14 protein-coding genes, 2 tRNA genes and 3 pseudogenes are annotated in these 19,087 nt (G+C 65.2%); 13 read left to right on the top strand and 6 right to left on the bottom strand.

Annotation, left to right across the window (positions count from 1 at the left end; genetic code table 11):
• Window positions 1-203, top strand: a 203-nt coding sequence (locus AUL33_RS22455) for a hypothetical protein (protein WP_192843117.1), incomplete at its 5' end; no start/stop codon positions are given.
• A 596-nt stretch (window positions 204-799) separates the two neighbouring features.
• A complete protein-coding gene (locus tag AUL33_RS01425; RefSeq protein WP_082652237.1) occupies window positions 800-1,492 on the top strand; it encodes a transglutaminase-like cysteine peptidase in 693 nt (230 codons plus the stop codon).
• Between the two features lie 130 nt (window positions 1,493-1,622).
• On the opposite strand, the gene AUL33_RS01420 is transcribed toward AUL33_RS01425, so the two are convergent.
• A tRNA-Asn gene (locus AUL33_RS01420) sits at window positions 1,623-1,697 on the bottom strand.
• 185 nt (window positions 1,698-1,882) lie between these two features.
• Here AUL33_RS01420 and AUL33_RS01415 point away from each other — a divergent pair.
• Window positions 1,883-2,149 (top strand): annotated as a pseudogene (locus AUL33_RS01415) (hypothetical protein); the annotation flags it as partial.
• Between the two features lie 199 nt (window positions 2,150-2,348).
• Window positions 2,349-2,422, top strand: a tRNA-Cys gene (locus tag AUL33_RS01410).
• 640 nt (window positions 2,423-3,062) lie between these two features.
• On the opposite strand, the pseudogene AUL33_RS01400 reads toward AUL33_RS01410, so the two are convergent.
• Window positions 3,063-4,252, bottom strand: a pseudogene (locus tag AUL33_RS01400) (IS3 family transposase).
• Window positions 4,253-4,970: 718 nt separating this feature from the next.
• Here AUL33_RS01400 and AUL33_RS21435 point away from each other — a divergent pair.
• Window positions 4,971-5,187, top strand: a pseudogene (locus tag AUL33_RS21435) (transposase); the annotation flags it as partial.
• 259 nt (window positions 5,188-5,446) lie between these two features.
• Here AUL33_RS21435 and AUL33_RS01385 read toward each other — a convergent pair.
• Window positions 5,447-5,821 carry a hypothetical protein gene (locus tag AUL33_RS01385; protein WP_062202896.1) on the bottom strand — a complete coding sequence of 125 codons (375 nt, stop codon included), beginning with the start codon at window positions 5,819-5,821 and terminating at the stop codon, window positions 5,447-5,449.
• A gap of 76 nt (window positions 5,822-5,897) precedes the next feature.
• Window positions 5,898-6,038 carry a hypothetical protein gene (locus AUL33_RS21950; RefSeq protein ID WP_156419220.1) on the bottom strand — a complete coding sequence of 47 codons (141 nt, stop codon included), beginning with the start codon at window positions 6,036-6,038 and terminating at the stop codon, window positions 5,898-5,900.
• A gap of 317 nt (window positions 6,039-6,355) precedes the next feature.
• Here AUL33_RS21950 and AUL33_RS01380 point away from each other — a divergent pair, with 317 nt between their 5' ends.
• The 7 genes from AUL33_RS01380 (at window position 6,356) to AUL33_RS01350 (ending at window position 16,420) form a co-directional block, all read left to right on the top strand.
• On the top strand, window positions 6,356-6,559 hold the full coding sequence (locus AUL33_RS01380; protein ID WP_062202895.1) for a hypothetical protein: 204 nt from the start codon (window positions 6,356-6,358) through the stop codon (window positions 6,557-6,559).
• 429 nt (window positions 6,560-6,988) lie between these two features.
• On the top strand, window positions 6,989-7,639 hold the full coding sequence (locus AUL33_RS01375) for a protein-L-isoaspartate O-methyltransferase (protein WP_062202893.1): 651 nt from the start codon (window positions 6,989-6,991) through the stop codon (window positions 7,637-7,639).
• A gap of 223 nt (window positions 7,640-7,862) precedes the next feature.
• Window positions 7,863-9,299, top strand: a complete 1,437-nt coding sequence (locus AUL33_RS01370; protein ID WP_062202891.1) for a TolC family outer membrane protein — start codon at window positions 7,863-7,865, stop codon at window positions 9,297-9,299.
• A 183-nt stretch (window positions 9,300-9,482) separates the two neighbouring features.
• A complete protein-coding gene (locus AUL33_RS01365; RefSeq protein ID WP_244491841.1) occupies window positions 9,483-10,439 on the top strand; it encodes a DUF2497 domain-containing protein in 957 nt (318 codons plus the stop codon).
• A gap of 169 nt (window positions 10,440-10,608) precedes the next feature.
• Window positions 10,609-13,386 (top strand): valine--tRNA ligase, encoded by a 2,778-nt coding sequence (locus AUL33_RS01360; protein ID WP_062202931.1) that lies wholly within the window; start codon window positions 10,609-10,611, stop codon window positions 13,384-13,386.
• A 321-nt stretch (window positions 13,387-13,707) separates the two neighbouring features.
• Window positions 13,708-15,060 (top strand): hypothetical protein, encoded by a 1,353-nt coding sequence (locus AUL33_RS01355; protein ID WP_062202887.1) that lies wholly within the window; start codon window positions 13,708-13,710, stop codon window positions 15,058-15,060.
• A 544-nt stretch (window positions 15,061-15,604) separates the two neighbouring features.
• Window positions 15,605-16,420, top strand: coding sequence for a tetratricopeptide repeat protein (locus AUL33_RS01350; RefSeq protein WP_082652236.1), 816 nt, complete (start codon window positions 15,605-15,607; stop codon window positions 16,418-16,420).
• A 12-nt stretch (window positions 16,421-16,432) separates the two neighbouring features.
• Here the strand turns inward: AUL33_RS01350 and xth are convergent, their stop codons facing one another.
• Both xth and erpA read right to left on the bottom strand, forming a co-directional pair.
• Window positions 16,433-17,218 carry an exodeoxyribonuclease III gene (gene xth, locus AUL33_RS01345; RefSeq protein ID WP_062202883.1) on the bottom strand — a complete coding sequence of 262 codons (786 nt, stop codon included), beginning with the start codon at window positions 17,216-17,218 and terminating at the stop codon, window positions 16,433-16,435.
• A gap of 61 nt (window positions 17,219-17,279) precedes the next feature.
• Window positions 17,280-17,627 (bottom strand): iron-sulfur cluster insertion protein ErpA, encoded by a 348-nt coding sequence (erpA, locus tag AUL33_RS01340; RefSeq protein ID WP_062202881.1) that lies wholly within the window; start codon window positions 17,625-17,627, stop codon window positions 17,280-17,282.
• A 166-nt stretch (window positions 17,628-17,793) separates the two neighbouring features.
• On the opposite strand from erpA, the gene AUL33_RS01335 reads away from it, so the two are divergent.
• Window positions 17,794-19,008, top strand: a complete 1,215-nt coding sequence (locus tag AUL33_RS01335; RefSeq protein WP_062202879.1) for a deoxyguanosinetriphosphate triphosphohydrolase — start codon at window positions 17,794-17,796, stop codon at window positions 19,006-19,008.
• Window positions 19,009-19,087: the final 79 nt, after the last annotated feature.

Genomic DNA, 19,087 nt, shown 5'->3' with positions numbered 1-19,087 from the left:
CCGCCGGGCGAGCCACCGCCATCGCCGCCGCCGGGCGAACCGCCGCCGTCACCGCCGCCGGGCGAACCGCCGCCGTCACCGCCGCCGGGCGAACCGCCGCCGTCACCGCCGCCGGGCGAGGCACCGCCATCGCCGCCGCCGGGCGAGCCGCCGCCATCGCCGCCGCCGGGCGAACCGCCCCCCGGCGAACCGCCGCCAGGTGAGCCCCCGCCGGGCGAACCCCCACCCGGTGAGCCACCGCCATTCCCGCCGCCAGGCGTGCCGCTGCCGCTCCCGCTGGGTGTGCCGCCGCTGCCGGCGGACGGCCCGGTGCCTCCCGCGCCTGTGTTTCCCGTCCCCGTTTCGGAGTTCCGCCGTTCGCCGGTCGAGGCCTGGCGCCTGGTTCCGTCTCGCTCTGACCCGGGAACGAGCCCATCGCCCGAATCGCGAAGGGCCCGCGAAACGGTCGAGGTCGTCAGCGGCGGGCATTGCGCGAGGTCGCGAGCCGACAGGATCTGACGGCGGTTGGCTGCGATGCAGCAGATCTCGAAATTGGACTGGGAAAGCGGTCGGCACTGGCCGGCGCTGAGCGTCGGGCGGACCGATTGAGCCTGCGCCGGCGACCCGACGAGATGGAACGTCACGACGGCCGAGAGACAGGTCGCGTGGAGCAGGCGTGTCGCGCGCGTTGCGGAACCTCGCGAAGACCAGTGCATGTAAACCTCCTGAAAACCTTTTTATTACAGAGTTTTAAGGTGAATGGCCGGCGCCGCCCATGGGGTCGTGCTTACTCAATTGAGCCAGTCGAGGGGCATGCAGCATGACCGATACCCCTGTTCCATCCGGTCCGGTTCGCGTCCGGGCCACGAAAAAGGCAGAGTTTTGGGGTCGGGCATGGCCTCAGGGCGCATCCGATCGATCGAATGTGCGAGGGGGTCGCCGATTGAAGCTCTTGTCCATCGCCTTGGGCGCGCTGACGATTCTGGTGTCGGCATCCGGTCCGGGACATGCGGGTAGCACGATGATGCTGACGGGAGACGCGTTCGCACCCCCTGCCTTCAGCGCCTTCTGCAAGCGCGAGCGGCGCCTTTGCGATTCCCAGAGCGGCAAGAAGGTGGTGGACCTCTCGCCCGACCGCCTGCAGGAGCTTCGCGCCGTTAACGCGGACGTTCGCAAACGGGTTCGCGAGCGCGACGACCTTCCGGCGACGGGCAAGACCGACGACTGGCGACTCGCAACGCGCGAGGGCGACTGCGAAGACATTGCGATCGCCAAGAAGGCCGAGTTGATGAAGAAGGGATGGCCCGCCTCGGCGCTCCTGCTGACGGTCGCGCGCCAGCGGTTCAGCGAAGAGGGTCACACCGTCCTGACCGTTCGCACCAGCGACGGCGACCTGATTCTCGACAATCTCACCCCGTCCGTGAAGGATTGGTCGCGGACCCCGTATCGCTACTTCGCGCGCCAGTCCCAGACCCAGACCGGCAAGTGGGAGCGGATCGGCTCGGGCGACTGATCGTCGCGTTCGGGCCAACTGCCCGCCCCAAGGTCATCGGGCTCAGCTCAGACCGTCGACTTCAAGTGCCACAAAAACCCAAGTGCAGCCGATGACTGCAACGCATTCTCGACATTGGAAAAGGTGGACTTGGCTCCCCGGGCCGGATTCGAACCAGCGACCGATCGATTAACAGTCGATTGCTCTACCACTGAGCTACCGGGGACCGGTCCGCATCACTTGCGGACGAGGCCCCTATAGCAAACGGGATTTCGGTTTGGGAAGCCGTGAAATGAGAATGGGCGAAATAAATCACCGTCGCCTCCATTCCGGCGGGGTTTGGCCGTAACGGCTCCGCCATCATCGGGCGCTATGGTCGGTAAGATTTATCTCCTGGGGAGTGCGGGACGCATGACGCAGTCGCATCCGGCAAAGCGGGACTTCTTCCGCCTGCGCGGCAATACGATCGAACTGTTCGGCCGGACGCTCCGGTTGCCGGCCAATCGGCTGGCCCGGATGGCGATGGGAATCGCCTTCGTGTTCGGCGGCGTCTTCAGCTTCCTGCCGGTGCTCGGCATCTGGATGCTGCCCCTCGGGCTTCTCATCCTCTCGGTCGACCTGCGCTTCGTGCGCCGCTGGCGCCGCCGCGCGGACGTCAAATGGGGACGGCGCCGCAAGGCCAAGGCCGTGCTGCTTCCATCGGCCGATCCCCTGACCAAGTCGCGCTTCGCTTGGGTCCGGCTCCCGTCCTTCGGCCGCCGCTAGGCTTCGCGCCCCGCCAAAGGCCGCCGGCAGCGTCCCGCGACGAGACGAGCACGTCATCGACATTTCAGGTCTTGCGCGAAGCCCGAGGCCGCAGTACCAACCGCCCCGTTGGGGCCTCGTGGCGGAGTGGTTACGCAGAGGACTGCAAATCCTTGCACGGGGGTTCGATTCCCTCCGAGGCCTCCAAGCCCTTCATGCAGAGATTATAAGGACTTAGGTCGGGCTAAGTCAGGTCGGTCTTCCGGTCGCATGTCGGGCGCGCATTGCAGCGAGTTCCCTCGAACTGCAGGGGTTTCACGTTCGCGTCCGCTCGTCCAAGCAACACGAAATGCGACATGAGCGAATCGGACCGCCGGAGTTTGTCGTCCGTCCATCCGAACTCGCGCCGCTGCATATGCGTGCCGAAGTTCGGCTCGACGCGGTCGGCGGCGACCGGGACAGTGTTGGCCGAATGATTGCAGAAATGCCGGGTCCCATTCTCGCGGCTTGGGTCGAGATGATACCGCTCGGGCTGGTGACATCCGGGTAGGGGTGGCGCGATCCGGCCTGGTCTTAGGCGACGCTGGAGGGGCGGCGGCTGCGAGAGGTGGGCGCTTGGTGAGCACGGAGGCTCTGCTCAGCCTGCTGTCGGCGGTGGTAGCGGTCATGACACTGGTTGTCGGACTGGGTAGCATCTTTGCGTTTTTCAACCTTAGAAGTGTCGCTCGCGAAGTGGCCCACGAGGAGGCGACGACGGTTGCACTCGACATTTCCGAAACGGCGGCAGTGGCATATCTTGACCAAGCGATGCCAAGCCCCATCGTGTCCTTGACGTGACCCCCGTTTTTCATCCAGCGGGAACGAGAGTCCTGTCGTGATCTGAGCCATCGTCGATGGCGGTTGCAAGAGGCCGAAGCGCGGAGCCGTCAATGAGCGCAGCGTTTCGGCCGGTTGTTTCGGTGATGGTGCGAGCAAAGTCCCGAGGCGTCATCCAGCACAGCTTGGAGTGTGGCCGTTCCTCGTTGTAGTCCCGCCGCCAGGCTTCCAGCACGGCACGCGCATGCGGCAGAGATCGGAACAGCGTCTCGTTCAGAAGCTCGTCGCGCAGACGGCCGTTGAAGCTCTCGATGAAGCCGTTCTGCTGCGGCTTGCCGGGCGCGATGTAATGCCAGCCGATGCAGGTCTCGTCCGCCCAAGCGAGGATCGCGTTCGAGGTGAACTCCGTGCCGTTGTCGCTGACGATGGTCGTCGGGCGTCCGCGATGACGAATGATGGCGTCGAGTTCACGAGCAACCCGCAGACCCTACAGTGACGTGTCGGCGGACAGCACCAGACATTCGCGGGTGCAGTCGTCCACCACGGCCAGGATCCGGAAGCGGCGACCGTCCGTGAGCTGGTCGGACAGGACGTCCAGGCTCCAGCGCTGGTTGGCGGCCACCGGTGCTTCGATCGGGCGACGGGTTCCCATGGCTCGCTTGCGCCCGCTGCGACGGCGAACGGTCAGCTTCTCCTCGCGGTAAAGCCGCTGGATGCGCTTGCGGTTGACCGCATGGCCCTCTCGTTTCAGTAGGACATGCAGCCGCCGGTAGCCAAAGCGCCGGCGTTCGCCCGCCAACTCCCTCAACCGTCGCCGAAGCAGGCTGTCGTCGGGCCGCGTTCCCTCGTAGCGCACGCTCGCCCGGTCCGCCCCGATCACCCGGCACGCCCGCCGCTCGCTCATCTGGAAGGTCGCGGCGAGATACGCCACGGCCTCCCGTCTGGCGACGGGCTTCACCACTTTTTTCCCACGAGGTCCTTCAGCGCGGCGTTGTCGAGCATGGCATCCGCCAGCATCCGCTTCAGGCGACCGTTCTCGTCCTCCAGCCCCTTCAGGCGTCGCGCCTCAGACACTTCGAGCCCGCCGAACTTGGCCTTCCATTTGTAGAACGTCGCCGAGCTGACGCCGTGTCTCCGGCAGACCTCGGCCGTCGCAACCCCCGCCTCCCGCTCGCGCAGGATCGCAATGATCTGCTCTTCCGTAAACCGTGACTTCTTCATTCGTCCGTCCCTCGTCGTTGGGCGGACTCTAGCCATCCGTGGCTGAAATTCAGGGGGTCACGTCACGTCCCGAAATATCTGGACCGGTGCGTTGGTAGAGTTGTCGACGTAGAAGAATCCCAAGGTGGGTGTCGTGTCGGACGTGAAGCCATCGAGGGGCCCAGTGTCCGAAGTGTTCGTTAAACCTACGGCGACGCCACTCGGGCCGGACGAAATAGGAGCCATCTGAAAGTCCAGGGAGGTATCCACAACCACGTAGCGCAACCACCCCCTCCAGTTGCGATCCACGTCCGGTAGCGCCTACCATACCGCGTTGCATGAGGTCTTAAGAAATCGCCTCGGTTGTGAACGACCCGCGATCCGGGCCGTTTTGACAAAGGTTTTTTAAAGGTAGAGGGCAGGTTTCGAAGGTAGAGGATTGTGGCCGGACCTCACAACCCGGACGTCTGTTTCACATGATGCGGTCCGTTCGGGCCTACCGTGGGGAAAGCGAAGTGCTCGGGACACGAGGCGGGAGACTCGGTTGCGATCGAGCGGAGGCGTCAGATCCTCGATCTGCCGCGTCGCCCGGTCGCGCTGGTCACCAATGTCGATCAGGGGGTTCGACGTGACGTGCCTCCACGAAGTCGGACCGTTCTAAGCTGGAATTTTCGACTTGTGATCCCGAGAGCGGGATGGAAAGAATTCCACAAGGAGTTCAAAGTTCACCAACGCGCAGATCGCGTTTGTCCTAAAGCAGGCCCACGAGGGCACGGCCGTTGCCGAGGTCTGCCAACAGGCGGGGATCTCGGAGGCGACCTTCACCAATTGGCGCAAGCGTTATGGCGGGGATGATACCGTCCAGGGTGAGGAAGCTGCGCTAGATCGAGGAGGAGAACGCCGAGTTGAGGCGGCTCGTCGCGGATCTCCCATCGTACGAGGCCATGCTGCAGGACGGCCACTTCGGCCACAAGCGACCAGTTGCCACCGTGCAGGTCAGCTCGCACCGCCTTCGGCCGCGCTTCGAGGCCAAGACCGGTGACGCCCTGACGCTCGGTGGATACCCGCATGTGGCTGACGAACCGACGGCGTGCCATTGCCTGGACCCCGTCTCGTTTCCGTCTACCCTCGTCGTCCCGTCGGTGTTTGCGAATGCGCCCGCCAGCGTGACACGCCGATGGCGCATTGGACGCATCCGCATCGCCTCACATGCCATCAATGAATGGCGGCGGTGGAGAGCTTAGCGACCATGTCGCTGTCGAGTTCGGCGATCTGCTCGTTCGAGAGCTTCGAAAAGGCTTCGGAAATCTGCTGCGTCATCTCCTCGATTTCGGCTTTCACGAGATGGTAGGGTGGCTCGATCGAGCGGAGGATGTATTCGGCCTCGGCGTCGTCATTCGCGTCGGACGCCTGCGCGACGTTGGCGACCCGGGCTTTGAAGGCGGCGACGAAGCGGCCTTCGAGATCCTCGATGGACAGGGATGCGAGGCCACGTCCGCTGTCGAGATAGTCCTGGATCCGCTCGAAGGCGCCGCTGGCCATCGGATGCTCGGCTTCCGGATTTGGATCGGTCTCGTCGTGGTCGGTCATGGGTCCTGTCTTTCATGGGTGTCTGCGGCTCGTGACGGGCGCATTCGCTGCCGTCAGTTTCCGATAATCGGCGACGTCAAACGGCGTTGGCCCACAGGTAGATCCCGACGAAGACGTTGCTGACGATCGCGATCGAGACGACGATCCAGACGGCAATCCAGAGCGCCTTGTGCCTTCGGGGTGCGTTCGACGGTTCGGCCTCGCGGGGTGTGGTCATGCGCTGTTCCTTTTGCGTGCGACGGAGGCGGGCTGCGCCGTTCAGGGCCCAATCCGTCTAACGATCGGATATGGGGGGATCGATCCACTCAGCATCGAGAGGCGATGGTCTCAACGAGGATGCGACACAGTCGCGGCTGCCGAGAGAAGCGCCGGACCATGTCGTCCCGTCTATCACGGCCTGAGCCGGCCGGAAGCGTCCGGATGGCTTCGACGGTGCCGCAGCCCCGATGGCCGATCATTCGAGACCTTCGACGACGGTTCGTCGGAACATGTGGATGCCATGGCGGGTTGGGACCGCAGCAAGGGAGAGACGGCATGACCGATGGACTGATGAATACCTGGGAAGTCGAAGCCAGCCAGATGCGTGGCCGGCCGCTGACGAAGGAAGAGAAGGCGGCCATCGGCGAGGAGATGCTGAAGGGCTCGCTGCGTCCCGACATGGACAAGCGGAAGCGCAAGAATGCTGTCCGCAATGCCATCGACGCAGTCCGGCCCGGCAAAAGTGCTCGCGCGGGCTGAAAGCTTAGTTGAGGTCGACGTGCTATCATCTTGATACGCCATCGGTCGGCCGCCGATCTCAATCCATGCTCCGGCGGTCGATCCAGCGGATCTTTGTAACACGCGCCAATTTGAAAATCGCGTGTTCGAAGTAGTTGGCGCTGGCCTGTCAGCTTCCGGCGCCGTCCAGCGACTTTGTCTTCGCGATCCTCATTCATTCCCCGACGGAGCGCCTGGATCCGGTCCACGCCTTCGACGCGTCCACGCACCAGCGTTCCCTTGAGCCCCAAGTGAGCCAAGGCTGCTGCTGACTGTCTTCGATGATGTTGGGTTCGACACCCGCCGACTTTCGCTGCAGCTTGCTCATGGCATCCGCAGACCTGGTGCGGCTTGCCAGCCATCGCGACGGCGCATAAGGGAAGTCGCGCCATCAATCATCCGGGACATGTCATGGATTTCGCTGCTGCTCGCACGAAAATGGTCGACAATCAGATCCGGACGACGGACGTCACGTCGCACGAATTGCTGCGAGCGTTCCTTGCGGTTCCGCGCGAGCGCTTCGTGCCGGACGCGCGCAAGCCGCTCGCCTATATCGACGAAGACATTCCGCTGGGCGGTGCCCGCTACCTGATGGAACCATCGCCCTTCGCCAAGCTCTTGCAGCTTGCGCAGATCGGGTCGCAGGACGTGGTCCTCGATGTCGGTTGCGGCACCGGATACTCGGCGGCCGTCCTGTCGCATCTGGCTGGCTCGGTCGTCGCTCTCGAAGAGGACGAAACCCTTGCCGCAGAGGCGTCGCGCCAGCTCGACGAACTCGGTATCGTCAGCTGCGCGGTGGTGACCGGGCCGCTGGCCGCAGGCTTTCCGTCCGAGGCTCCGTTCGACGTCATCGTCTTCGAAGGCTCGGTCGGCGAGATCCCGGCAACCTATTTCGACCAGCTCAAGGATCGCGGCCGGATGGTCGTTGTCGAAGGTCAGGGCCTGTCGGCCATGGCCAAGCTGTACACCAAGGAAGACGGCATCCTGGCCGATCGCTTCGGGTTCAACTGCAGCATTAAGCCGCTGCCGGGCTTCACCAAGCGTCAGGCTTTCGTCTTCTAGTCCTTTCGGATGAAGGAGGCCTGTGACGGGCCGGTCTTACATACGGGAAGTGTTTTCAGCCGGCCACACCAACGATGAAAACCTTCCCGAGTTCCGAGCCAGCTCTGGTATTGTTCCGACGTTAGGTTCATTCGGGTTACGGGTCATACCCAAGGTTCGGGTGAGGTGTGCCCGTGTACCGCTATGGATCCGGTGTTCTTTGGATCGATCGCCCGAGTCTGGAGTGAGCTCTTTGCGCAACAAGTCCTGGATCCTGGCCTCGGTGTCGGCTCTGCTTCTCGTCGGTAGTGCGGGGGCTTCGAACGCCGAGACCCTGCGCGGCGCGATGGCCAAGGCCTATGCGAACAATCAAGATTTGAACGTGGCGCGGGCGCAGTTGCGTGCGACCGACGAGAACGTTCCGCAGGCCCGGGCAGGCCTTCGCCCGACGGTCACCGGTGTCGGTCAGGCGTCGACCACCCGGTCGCGGACGACCTTCGGCGACAATATCGAGCGCGAAAAGCAGCGCACGGGCGTCCTGACCGGCGGCATCCAGATCAATCAGGTTCTCTTTGACGGCTTCCGGACGCCGAATAACGTGAATGCGGCGCAAGCCCAGGTCCGAGCCTCGCAGAAGAACCTCGACAACACCGTCCAGAACACGCTGCTCAACACGGTCACGGTCTACATGAACGTGCGCCGCGATCGCGAGATCGCCGCGTTCCGTCGTCAGAGCCTTGCGTTCCTCAACGAGCAGGTCCGGGCCGCCGACGCCCGCTTCGAGGTCGGCGAAGGCACGCGGACCGACGTTGCGCAGGCGCAGGCCGAACAGGCTCTGGCGACTGCACTCCTCAACACCGCCCTCGCGCAGGTCGCGAGCAGCGAGGCGCAGTATCTCGAGGTGATCGGCGATCCGCCGAGCCAGCTCGAGGCGGGAACCCTGCCGGGCAAGTCGGCTTTCCCCGGATCCGTCGCGCAGGCGATCGCCGTCTCGCAGTCCGAGCATCCGGCCATTCTGGCGACCCAGTTCGCTGTGGATGCCGCCGCGTTTCAGGTGAAGTCCGCCGAAGGCGCCCGCCTGCCGACTGTGTCCCTGAACGGCCAGATCGACAACAGCTATTCGCTCGCGGACTCGACGCCCGATCAAGCGCTGCCAGGCGTCGGGACGATTGACGTCATCACGCAGAATCAGGTCTCCGGCACGGTGCAGGCGCAGCTTTCGGTGCCGATCTACCAGGGCGGTCTCGTCGCATCGCAGGTTCGCCAGGCCAAGGAAGTGCTCGGCCAGCGGCGGATCGAAGTCGACGGCACACGCGACGAGGTCCGCTCGGCGGTCGCGACGGCCTGGGCCCAGCGGCAGGCGGCCGAGGCCAACGTCACCGGCTATCGCGCACAGGTGGCCGCGGCACAGCTTGCGCTGAATGGCGTCGTCGAAGAGCGCAATGTCGGTCAGCGCACCACGCTGGACGTCCTGAACGCGCAGTCGGATGTCATCACCGCGCAGATCCTTCTGGCAGGCGCGCAGCGCGATGCGGTGGTCGCCGCTTACACGCTGACGTCGGCCGTCGGCCATCTGTCGCCTGAACGGCTGGCTCTGGCGGTCGATAGCTACGATCCCGACGAGCACTATCAGCAGGTTCAGGACAAGTGGTACGGCCTGCGCACGCCTGACGGGCGCTGAGCTCTCGCCGGCTGCTGACGACCCGTTAAAAAATCGTTGTAAAGGTTGGATTCTGCAGGATGCGGGATTCAACCAATCGCCGATTGCCGCTAGCATCCCCGCAAGATCCGCCGCGCTCTTCGCCGCGGATCAGAATCGGGTGCGAAGATCATGAGCAAGGCGAATGTCGCGCAGGAGCCGTCCATGGACGAGATCCTGGCATCGATCCGGCGAATCATCGAGACGGGCGAGGAGCGGGGCGGGACCGCCGGCGCAGCGGTCGGCCGGGCGATGCCCCTGCGCCTGCCGCGCCTGGAACCTTCCGTCGACCCGTCGTCCGTCGATACGAGCCCGGAGAGCCCCCCGATTGCGGCGCCGGCCGCCGCTGCTCCCGAAAGCGATGCGGCCGCCTATGCCACGAACACCGTGGCTTTCGAAGCCTGGGGCAGCGCCGCGTCCCCTCCGGCCTATGCGATGACGCGGGCCGCCGATGACCGTCGATCCAACACCGCGATCGCCGAGGCGCCAGGAATCCCGCAGCGGCCAGCCGAAGAGCCATTGACCGACGACGACCATCTGACGGCTGCGCTCGAGAGCGAGCTCGCCGCGAGCTGGGGACAGTTCGACGAACGGACGGAGCCTTTCGAAGCCGCGACGAACGAGCCGCTTCCCTCTGCGTTCCCGGCGACGACGGACGCCATGACCGACGACGCGGCCTTCGCCGAGGTCGCCGCTCCCAACGAAGAAGGTCCTGATGCCATGACCGAACCCTCTCCCTCCCATGCCCAGCGCGCCCGCGAACTCGCCTTCGACGATGCGACGCGCCAGGAGCCCCCCATGCAGGACCGCGGTTCCTTCGAGCCCGCCAACACCGACCAGCGCTCCTTCGGCGGCGAGCCGGATGCGGCTGCGGGTCGATACGCGCCCTTCGCCGATGTGGCGTCGCCGCTGTCCTCGCAGATGACGGGAACTCTGGTCGCCGCTTCCTTCGAGGAACTGGCGCAGGCGATTCGTAATGGCGAGCTGAAGTCGCTGGAGACGATGGCACAAGAGATGCTGCGTCCCATGCTGCAGGAATGGCTCGACGACAACCTGCCGCGCATGGTCGAACGCCTCGTGCGCGAGGAAATCGAGCGCATGTCGCGTGGCGGTCGGCGCTGAGCGCACCGTCCTTTTCACGATCGACGAAGGGCGGCGCGAGCCGCCCTTTTTTCTTGACCGGACCTGCGATGGTCGCGGGGCGAACGGGGATTGCGGCGAGTTCGTTGACACCGCCGAAATCTTCCCTGTAACCGATGCGACACGAGTTCCGATGACGGCTGGAAGATCCATGATCGAAAAGACTTACGACGCAGCGGCGATCGAGCCCCGCATTGCGGACCGCTGGCAGGCCGCCGATGCGTTCGCCGCTGGCGCCGGAGCGCGAACCGGCGCCGATCCGTTCTCGATCGTCATTCCGCCGCCGAACGTCACGGGTTCGCTGCATATCGGGCACGCGCTGAACAATACGCTGCAGGACGTTCTCGTCCGCGTTCATCGCATGCGCGGCGAAAACGTCCTCTGGCAGCCCGGCCTCGATCACGCGGGCATTGCCACGCAGATGGTGGTGGAGCGTCAGCTGGCCGCGCGCCAGCTGCCGGGCCGCCGGGCGATGGGGCGCGAGGCCTTCATCGAGAAGGTCTGGGACTGGAAGGAAGAGTCCGGGGGCGGGATCCTCGGGCAGCTCCGCCGGCTCGGTGCCTCCTGCGACTGGTCGCGCGAGCGCTTCACGATGGACGAGGGGCTGTCGCGCGCGGTGCGCAAGGTCTTCGTCCAGCTGTATCGCGATGGGTTGATCTACCGCGACAAGCGGCTGGTCAACTGGGACCCGAAGCTACTGACGGCAATCTCGGACCTCGAGGTCGAGCAGCAGGAGGTCAAGGGTTCGCTCTGGCACTTCCGCTATCCCGTGGAAGGGCGCGACTACGATCCGGCCAATCCCGAAACGTTCATCACGGTCGCCACGACGCGGCCCGAGACCGTGCTCGGCGATACCGGCGTTGCGGTCAATCCTTCGGACGAGCGCTACGCCGCACTGATCGGCAAGCGCGTCCGGCTGCCGCTGATCGGGCGTCTCATTCCGGTGGTCGCCGACGACTATGCCGATCCGGAATCGGGCTCGGGCGCGGTCAAGATCACCCCGGCGCATGACTTCAACGACTTCGAGGTCGGCTCGCGTCACGATCTGCGCCGCATCAACATCCTGGCGGTCGATGGCTCGATCTCGATTCGCGACAATGCCGACTTCCTCGAGGACCTCTATCCTGCGGACGGCGAACGGGCCGTCGGCATGTTCGAGGGCCTCGACCGCTTCGCTGCGCGGGCGCTTCTCGTCGACTGGATGGAAAGCGAGGGCTATCTCGCCAAGATCGACGAGCACGTTCACATGGTCCCGCACGGCGACCGCAGCGGCGTTCCCATCGAGCCCTTCCTGACCGACCAGTGGTATGTCGATGCCAAGACGCTGGCCGAGCCGGCGATCGCCAGCGTGCGCGAGGGCCGTACCAACTTCGTCCCGAAGAACTGGGAGAAGACCTATTTCGACTGGATGGAGAACATCCAGCCCTGGTGCATCTCGCGCCAGCTCTGGTGGGGTCACCAGATCCCCGCCTGGTACGGTCCGGACGGGACGATCTTCGTCGACGAGGACGAGGACGTCGCGGTGTCGGCGGCGCTTGCCCATTACGTGACGAACGGGACGATCACCGATGCGCAGGCCCGCGCGCTCGCCGAGGATCCGACGCAGCGCGATGGCTTCCTGACGCGCGACGAGGACGTGCTCGACACGTGGTTTTCTTCGGCGCTCTGGCCCTTCTCGACGCTCGGCTGGCCGGACCAGACGCCGGAGCTCTCGACCTACTATCCGACGAGCGCACTCGTCACCGGCTTCGACATCATCTTCTTCTGGGTCGCCCGGATGATGATGATGAGCCTCCATTTCATGGAGAAGGAGCCCTTCGAGACGGTCTATGTCCATGCGCTCGTGCGCGACAAGACCGGCGCGAAGATGTCGAAGTCGAAGGGCAACGTCATCGACCCCATCGATCTCATCGAGGAGTTCGGCGCCGACGCGCTGCGCTTCACGATGGCGATCATGGCGGCGCAGGGGCGCGACGTGAAGCTCGACCCGCAGCGGATCGCGGGCTATCGCAACTTCGGCACGAAGGTCTGGAACGCAACGCGCTTCGCCGAGATGAACGGCGCCGTCCACGGGGTCGACATCGACCCCGGCGCGCTGACGCTGGCGCTCAACCGCTGGGTCGTCACCGAACTCTCGGCTACGATTGCGGATGTGGATGCGGCGCTGGCGGCCTACCGCTTCAACGACGCGGCGGGCGCGCTCTACCGCTTCGCCTGGAACACGGTCTGCGACTGGTATCTGGAACTCGCCAAGCCCGTCTTCCTCGGCGAGGACGAGGCGGCGAAGACCGAGACGCGTCAGGTCACCGGCTTCGTGCTCGACCGCATCTACGCCCTCCTGCATCCGTTCATGCCGTTCATGACGGAAGAGCTCTGGGCCGTGACGGCTGGCGACGCCGCGCCGCGCGCGACGCTTCTGTGCCACGCCGAGTGGCCGACCATCGACTTCCGTGACGAAGCGGCAGCGGCGGACCTCAACTGGCTGGTCGAACTCGTCGGCGAGATCCGCTCGGTTCGCGCCGAGATGAACGTGCCGGCCGCGGCCGAGGCGGCCTTCGTCGCCGTGGCGCCGGACGAGATCACCCGCGAGCGGATGGTCCGCCACGACGCGGCGCTTCGGCGCCTGGCACGGCTGTCTTCGATCGAGACGGCGGAGGCGGCTCCTGCCCAGTCCGCGCAGTTCGTCGTCAGGGGCGGATCCTACGCGCTGCCACTGGCCGGGATGATCGATATCGCCGCAGAGCGGATCCGGCTGGAAAAGGCCGAGACGAAGGCGATGGCCGAGGTCGGGCGCATCGACAAGAAGCTCTCGAACGAGAAGTTCGTCGCCAACGCGCCGGACGAGGTGGTCGAGCAGGAGCGGGAGAAGCGCGCCGGTTATGTCGCGGAAGCCGAGAAGCTCCGGACCGCGATTTCGATGCTGGGCTGATGGCGCGGGAGCCGCTTCGTGGAAGCGGCTCTTCCATCTGTCGCCTTCCAGCAACGCTTGATAGATTCTTCCGATTACGGAAGGCCCAGCGTGCACCGCACCCCCGCTGAACGTGTATCGAGCCATTTCAGCCGGTGTTTATTAGCGTCACGATTTCAGGCATTTGTACGTTTGGGCTCATGCGCCGGTTTAGTTGGCGAATATGTCGCACTGCGCTGATTTCAAGTTGCGGTGACGTTTCCAGACCCCACTCGATTGTGACAGGCTGAAGGCAAGGCGGGGCGAACCTGCGGCCTGGCGACTGTTCTGGGGGGAACGCGAATGACATCTTGGAAGCGATTGGGTGCGGGAACGGCGTTGGCCACCCTGGCGGCGGTCTCGATGGCGCAGGCCGGCGGCTTCCAGCGCGGGACGGCCGATACCGACATCCTGTTCGACAAGGGCACGATGACGACCCGCATGGGCTTCACCTATGTCGATCCGCAGCGCGGCTTCGATTCGGTGAACGGCGTCGCAGGCAGCTACGGGACCTATACCGGCACTTACCAGATCCCGACCGCAGCCGTGAAGTTCGGCGGCGACGCGGCGGCCTGCGTCGGCAACTACGTTGAGGCCTTCGCCGCGGAGGGCGATTACACGGCGCTGCCCGGCGGGGCACAGCCGGCAGCGTTTCCCGGCGGGTCGCGCGTGCGGGACCTCGAATTCCAGTCGAACGAGTGGAGCGCGACCTGCCGCGTCAGCTATTCCGCGAACGCCATGCGCTTCAGCCTGCTGGGCGGCCTGTTCGTCGAGGACTTCAACTTCGAAGGCAGCAGCCTCGCGAATCGCAACATCGGCGCGACGCTTCCCGCCTCCCTGCAGGGAGCGCTCGGAGCGCTCGGCGCGCAGCTCCTCGTGCCGGTCAGTCTCGCGGCGGAAATTGAGGGCAGCTACCAGACCGGCTACCGGATCGGCGCCGCCTTCGAGATGCCGGAAATCGCGCTACGGGCGCAGATCCTCTACCGATCGCAGGTGGAGCACGACGACAACACTGGTACCGGGACGCTCGCGGCGACGGGCGATGCCTTCGTGCGGCTTGCCAACGGGGCGCAGGTTTCGGTGCCGACGGCCGCCGCGCTCCTGGCACGCTCCGGCGTCACCGTGCCCTCCGCGCTGCTGAACGCTCTGCCGACAGCCGGAACGATCCTCGCCAGCGGCTTGCCGGCGTTCCAGAACACGGCGACCAGCCCGCAGAGCCTCTACATCAACGCCCAGACTGGCATCGCCGAGGGCACCTTGCTGCTCGCTTCCTTCCGCTGGACGGACTGGAGCACCAATCGCGCGGTGGTCACCACCGTTGCCGGCAACTCCAACACCAGCCCGTACTACTGGGATGACGGCTATTCGGCATCGATCGGCATTGGGCGCGCCTTCAACGAGCAGGTCTCCGGGTCGCTGTCGCTCGGCTACGACAGCGGCGTCTCGACGGGCGCCGAGACTACCTACACCGATCTCTACACGGTGTCGGGCGGCCTCTCGCTGAAGAACACCGACTGGGCGGAGATCCGGTTCGGTGGCCTGATCGGCTACTGGACGGATGGCGAGCAGTCGATCGCGCGCGGCGGCATCTACAATGCCACGGTCGGCAACGACTGGGTCTACGCAGCGAATGCCTCGTTGAAGCTTAATTTCTGACGGCGGCTGACAGCGCGTTTTTTGGAACGTGCACGCAGGTGACGAGATGGCGTCCGATCGTGGATTGGGCGCTCTTCGGTGCGCAGTCGTGTCTGCACCCGCGCAACATGTGGGAACGCTGCAACACTATGGCGTTGCAGCATCATTCACGACCCCTCCGCCATCGTTTGCGCCGCGTTGCCGCCATAAAACGGGGCCACCCAACGTCAGGCGCCGAGATGGCAACCCGGTGGGAAGCCGACAGATTCGGCGCTCGGCTCGAAAGCGATGCGAAGGCGTATGGACGGGATCACCCTTTCAGACATGGTGCGGTCGAGCGGACCTTCCTGCCGCGCGCAAACCGGTTTGCGTCGACGCCTGTCGAGCGGGGCGACCGTGTGCGAATCGTTCACGAAGCTTGCCTATCGTTCTGGCGAGATGGCGCTCGAACAAACCACTGAACGCGGGGCCCATCGAGGCGAAGGTTTGCGGATGTCGCCACAAATTTCCATCCGTCTCCCTGTCGTCCGGCCCCGTCCGTCCCATGCATCCGAAAAGCTGGTTCATGCGCATATCTAGGATGCTTCTTGCGATGGTCGCGGCCGGCAGCTGGATGATGTCCGGTTCTGCCGCGATGGCGCTCGACCCTGCGACGGCCATCGCGAGGGGGACATCGTCTCGCGATATCTTCTCGCTCGGCTTTGCCGCCTACAAGCGAGGCGAAAAGGCCGAGGCGATCGAGGCGTTGCAGCAGGCCGCCCATCTCGGCCATGCCGGCGCTCGCTGGAAGCTCGGCCAGATGTTCGCGGATGGCGACGGGGTCGTCGAGAACGACTACGAAGCCTTCCAGATGTTCGAGCAGATCGTGCGCGATCAGGAGGATGATACGTCCTCGTCGCCGAACGCGGCCTATGTGGCGAGCGCCGTCGTTGCCTTGGCCGAGTACACGCGCAACGGTATTCCAGGCACGCCCGTGGCCGCCGACCCCGTGCAGGCGCGGCAGCTCTATTCGCATGCCGCCTCCTATTTCGGCGATGCGCGCGCGCAGTTCGAACTGGGGCGTATGCTGCTGGCGGGCGAGGGCGGCAAGGCCAACCCGCGCCAAGCGGCCCGTTGGCTGAAGCTGGCCGCGCACAAGGGCTATGCGAAGGCCGAGGCGCTTCTCGGCTACCTGCTCTTCGACGGCGAGACGATTTCGCTGCAGGCCGAGCCGATTCGCGGGCTGGCCATGCTGACGCGCGCGCTCAAGATCGCGCCGGCCAAGGACAAGGAGTGGATTCGCCCGCTGCAGGAGGAGGCGTTCTCGCTGTCCACCGAAGACGACCGGCGAACCGCCTTGGCCTATGCCGAGACGGACGATGACGGCGACCTGCCGCGCTGAGGCGCCGGCTGCCTAGTCGGCGGTGATCTCGACCACCACGGGCACGTGGTCCGAGGGCTTTTCCCAGTCGCGGACGTGCCGGTCGATCACCACCGACTTCAGCCAGCGAGCCGCTTCCGGCGACAGCAGCACGTGATCGATGCGGATACCGTTGTCACGCTGCCAGGCGCCGGCCTGATAATCCCAGAACGTGTAGGTGCCCGGCCGATCCGTGGTCGCGCGCACCGCGTCGGTTAGTCCGAGATTGAGCAGCCGGCGATAGGCTTCACGGCTTTCCGACTGGAACAGGGCATCGTCCACCCAGGCTGCGGCGTTCCGGGCATCCTCGGGCTGCGGGATGACGTTGTAGTCGCCGGCGAGCACGAAGGGCATCTCTTCCGATAGCCGCAATTTCGCGTGCTGTTCGAGCCGCCGCATCCAGCCGAGCTTGTAGGAAAATTTTTCCGTGCCGAGCGGATTGCCGTTCGGCAGGTAGAGCGAGGCGATGCGGATACGGTGGTCGCCCAAGGCCCAGACGCCCTCGATGAAGCGCGACTGTTCGTCCGCATCGTCGCCGGGAAGACGACGCTCGATCGATAGCGGCTTCTCCTTCGAGAGAAGCGCAACGCCGTTGAAGCCCTTCTGGCCGTGCGTCTCGACATGCCAGCCACGCGATTCAAACTCACCGCGCGGGAACGTCTCATCGACGGACTTGATCTCCTGCAGGCCGACGACGTCGGGCTGGCGCTCATCGAGCCAGGCGAGGAGCGTCTCCAGGCGCGCCTTGACGCCGTTGATGTTCCAGGTCGCGATCAGCATGGGGCATGGGCTCGGCAGGAGGACAGGGCTGAGCCGTCCTGCCGCTTCGCCATCCGCCTTGTCAAACGGAGAAGGAGGTCCCGCAGCCGCAAGATGCCACGGCGTTCGGATTGCGGATCTGGAACGACTGACCCATCAGGTCGTCGACGAAATCCACCACGGCGCCGTCCATGTAGGCGAGCGACATCTGGTCGATGAGGACGCGGGCGCCGTCCTTCTCGATCACGACGTCGTCGGCATCGTGATCGTGGGTGAGGTCGAACTTGTAGGAGAAGCCCGAGCAGCCCCCGCCTTCGACGGAGATGCGCAGGGCATTCTCGGTTTGCGCCTTGGCCAGGATCGCAAGGATGCGGCGCGCGGCGGCGTCGGAAACGGTGACGGGGTTGGCGGCGGCGAACGTGTCGCTCATGGCTCGATCCGGGCGAACGCCGTGGCGTGGTCCGGCCTCTTCTTGTTGGAATTGCTGCTCTAAAGTATGGACGCATACCGGGCCGGTCAATCGCCGCCCGGTGGACATCGTCGATGGACGGGTCCGATGCCCCGGGCGACAGCCCCACCAGACGGATCCCGATACCATGCCGGACGAGACATTCGATGGGATCGGTCTCGGGCGCGGCATTCTCGCGCCCTATGCTGCCGATGCCGCGCGCTCGCGTGGTCGCCTCGTGGAAGAGCCGGGCAGTCGCACCCGCACGCCCTTCCAACGTGACCGCGACCGCATCGTCCATTCGAACGCCTTTCGCCGCCTGAAGCACAAGACACAGGTCTTCGTCGCCTACGAGGGCGACCATTTCCGCACCCGCCTGACCCACACGATCGAGGTGTCGCAGATCGCGCGAGCCTTCGCCCGCGCGCTGCGGCTCGACGAGGACCTGACGGAGGCGATCGCGCTCGTCCATGATTTCGGCCACACGCCGTTCGGCCATGCCGGCGAGCGGGCGCTGAACCGGCGCATGGCGGGCTTCGGCGGCTTCGATCACAACGCCCAATCGCTTCGGATCGTCACGGCACTGGAGCGGCGCTACGCCGAGTTCGACGGGCTGAACCTGTCGTTCGAGTCGCTCGAAGGTCTTGTGAAGCACAACGGGCCGCTGACCGGCCCGTTGTCGACCTGGGAGGGCGAGGTGCCCCGACCGATCCTCGACTTCGATGCGGCCTATCCGCTCGATCTCGACAGGTTCGCCACGCTGGAGGCGCAGGCGGCGGCGATCTCCGACGATATCGCCTACAACACGCACGACCTCGACGATGGCTTGCGTGCCGGGCTGATCGCGCTCGAAGACCTCGAGGAGATGGAGTTGGCCGGTGACATCCTGCGCGAGGTGCGGGCGCAATACCCGACGCTCGACAGCTCGCGGATGGTTCACGAGATCATGCGTCGCCACATCACCCGCATGGTCGAGGACGTCATCGCGTGCTCGCTCCGTCGCCTTGCAAGCGACGGGATCGACAGCGTCGAGGCGGTCCGCTCGGCCTCCCGCACGCTCATCGACTTCTCACCCGAGATGCGGGCGCTGGCCCGGCAGACGAAGTCGTTTCTCTTCACCCGCGTCTACCGCAATCCCAGCGTCATGGGCGTCATGGACAAGGCGGAGACGATCGTCGAGGATCTCTTCGAGCGCTACCTGGCGGACCCGCAAGAAATGGGCGGCGGGTGGAGCGCGCAGGCGAATGCGTTGGACGAGGGACGGCTGGCCCGGCGCGTGAGCGACTATCTCTCCGGGATGACGGATACCTACGCCCTGTCCGAGCACCGGCGGCTGTTTGACGCTACCCCCGATTTGCGTTAGGCGCGCCGTTTGGCTTGCCGACCGCCGGCGGGCGGGCGGACTGTGCCGCCGGTACCAAGCCGACCCCGAACCGCTTCTG

The sequence above is a fragment of the Aureimonas sp. AU12 genome (genome assembly GCF_001463705.1).
Lineage (GTDB): Bacteria > Pseudomonadota > Alphaproteobacteria > Rhizobiales > Rhizobiaceae > Aureimonas.
Note: the sequence above shows the minus strand (reverse complement) of the source record. Positions and strands in the feature narration are given on the sequence as shown.

Bases quoted from the DNA above. Each gene is read 5' to 3' on its own strand.
- AUL33_RS01350 (WP_082652236.1), top strand. From the start codon at position 15,605: ATGCGCATATCTAGGATGCTTCTTGCGATGGTCGCGGCCGGCAGCTGG.
- AUL33_RS01355 (WP_062202887.1), top strand. From the start codon at position 13,708: ATGACATCTTGGAAGCGATTGGGTGCGGGAACGGCGTTGGCCACCCTG.
- xth (WP_062202883.1), bottom strand. From the start codon at position 17,218: ATGCTGATCGCGACCTGGAACATCAACGGCGTCAAGGCGCGCCTGGAG.
- AUL33_RS01335 (WP_062202879.1), top strand. From the start codon at position 17,794: ATGCCGGACGAGACATTCGATGGGATCGGTCTCGGGCGCGGCATTCTC.
- AUL33_RS01385 (WP_062202896.1), bottom strand. From the start codon at position 5,821: ATGACCGACCACGACGAGACCGATCCAAATCCGGAAGCCGAGCATCCG.
- AUL33_RS01380 (WP_062202895.1), top strand. From the start codon at position 6,356: ATGACCGATGGACTGATGAATACCTGGGAAGTCGAAGCCAGCCAGATG.
- AUL33_RS01365 (WP_244491841.1), top strand. From the start codon at position 9,483: ATGGACGAGATCCTGGCATCGATCCGGCGAATCATCGAGACGGGCGAG.
- AUL33_RS01425 (WP_082652237.1), top strand. From the start codon at position 800: ATGACCGATACCCCTGTTCCATCCGGTCCGGTTCGCGTCCGGGCCACG.
- AUL33_RS21950 (WP_156419220.1), bottom strand. From the start codon at position 6,038: ATGACCACACCCCGCGAGGCCGAACCGTCGAACGCACCCCGAAGGCAC.
- erpA (WP_062202881.1), bottom strand. From the start codon at position 17,627: ATGAGCGACACGTTCGCCGCCGCCAACCCCGTCACCGTTTCCGACGCC.
- AUL33_RS01360 (WP_062202931.1), top strand. From the start codon at position 10,609: ATGATCGAAAAGACTTACGACGCAGCGGCGATCGAGCCCCGCATTGCG.
- AUL33_RS01375 (WP_062202893.1), top strand. From the start codon at position 6,989: ATGGATTTCGCTGCTGCTCGCACGAAAATGGTCGACAATCAGATCCGG.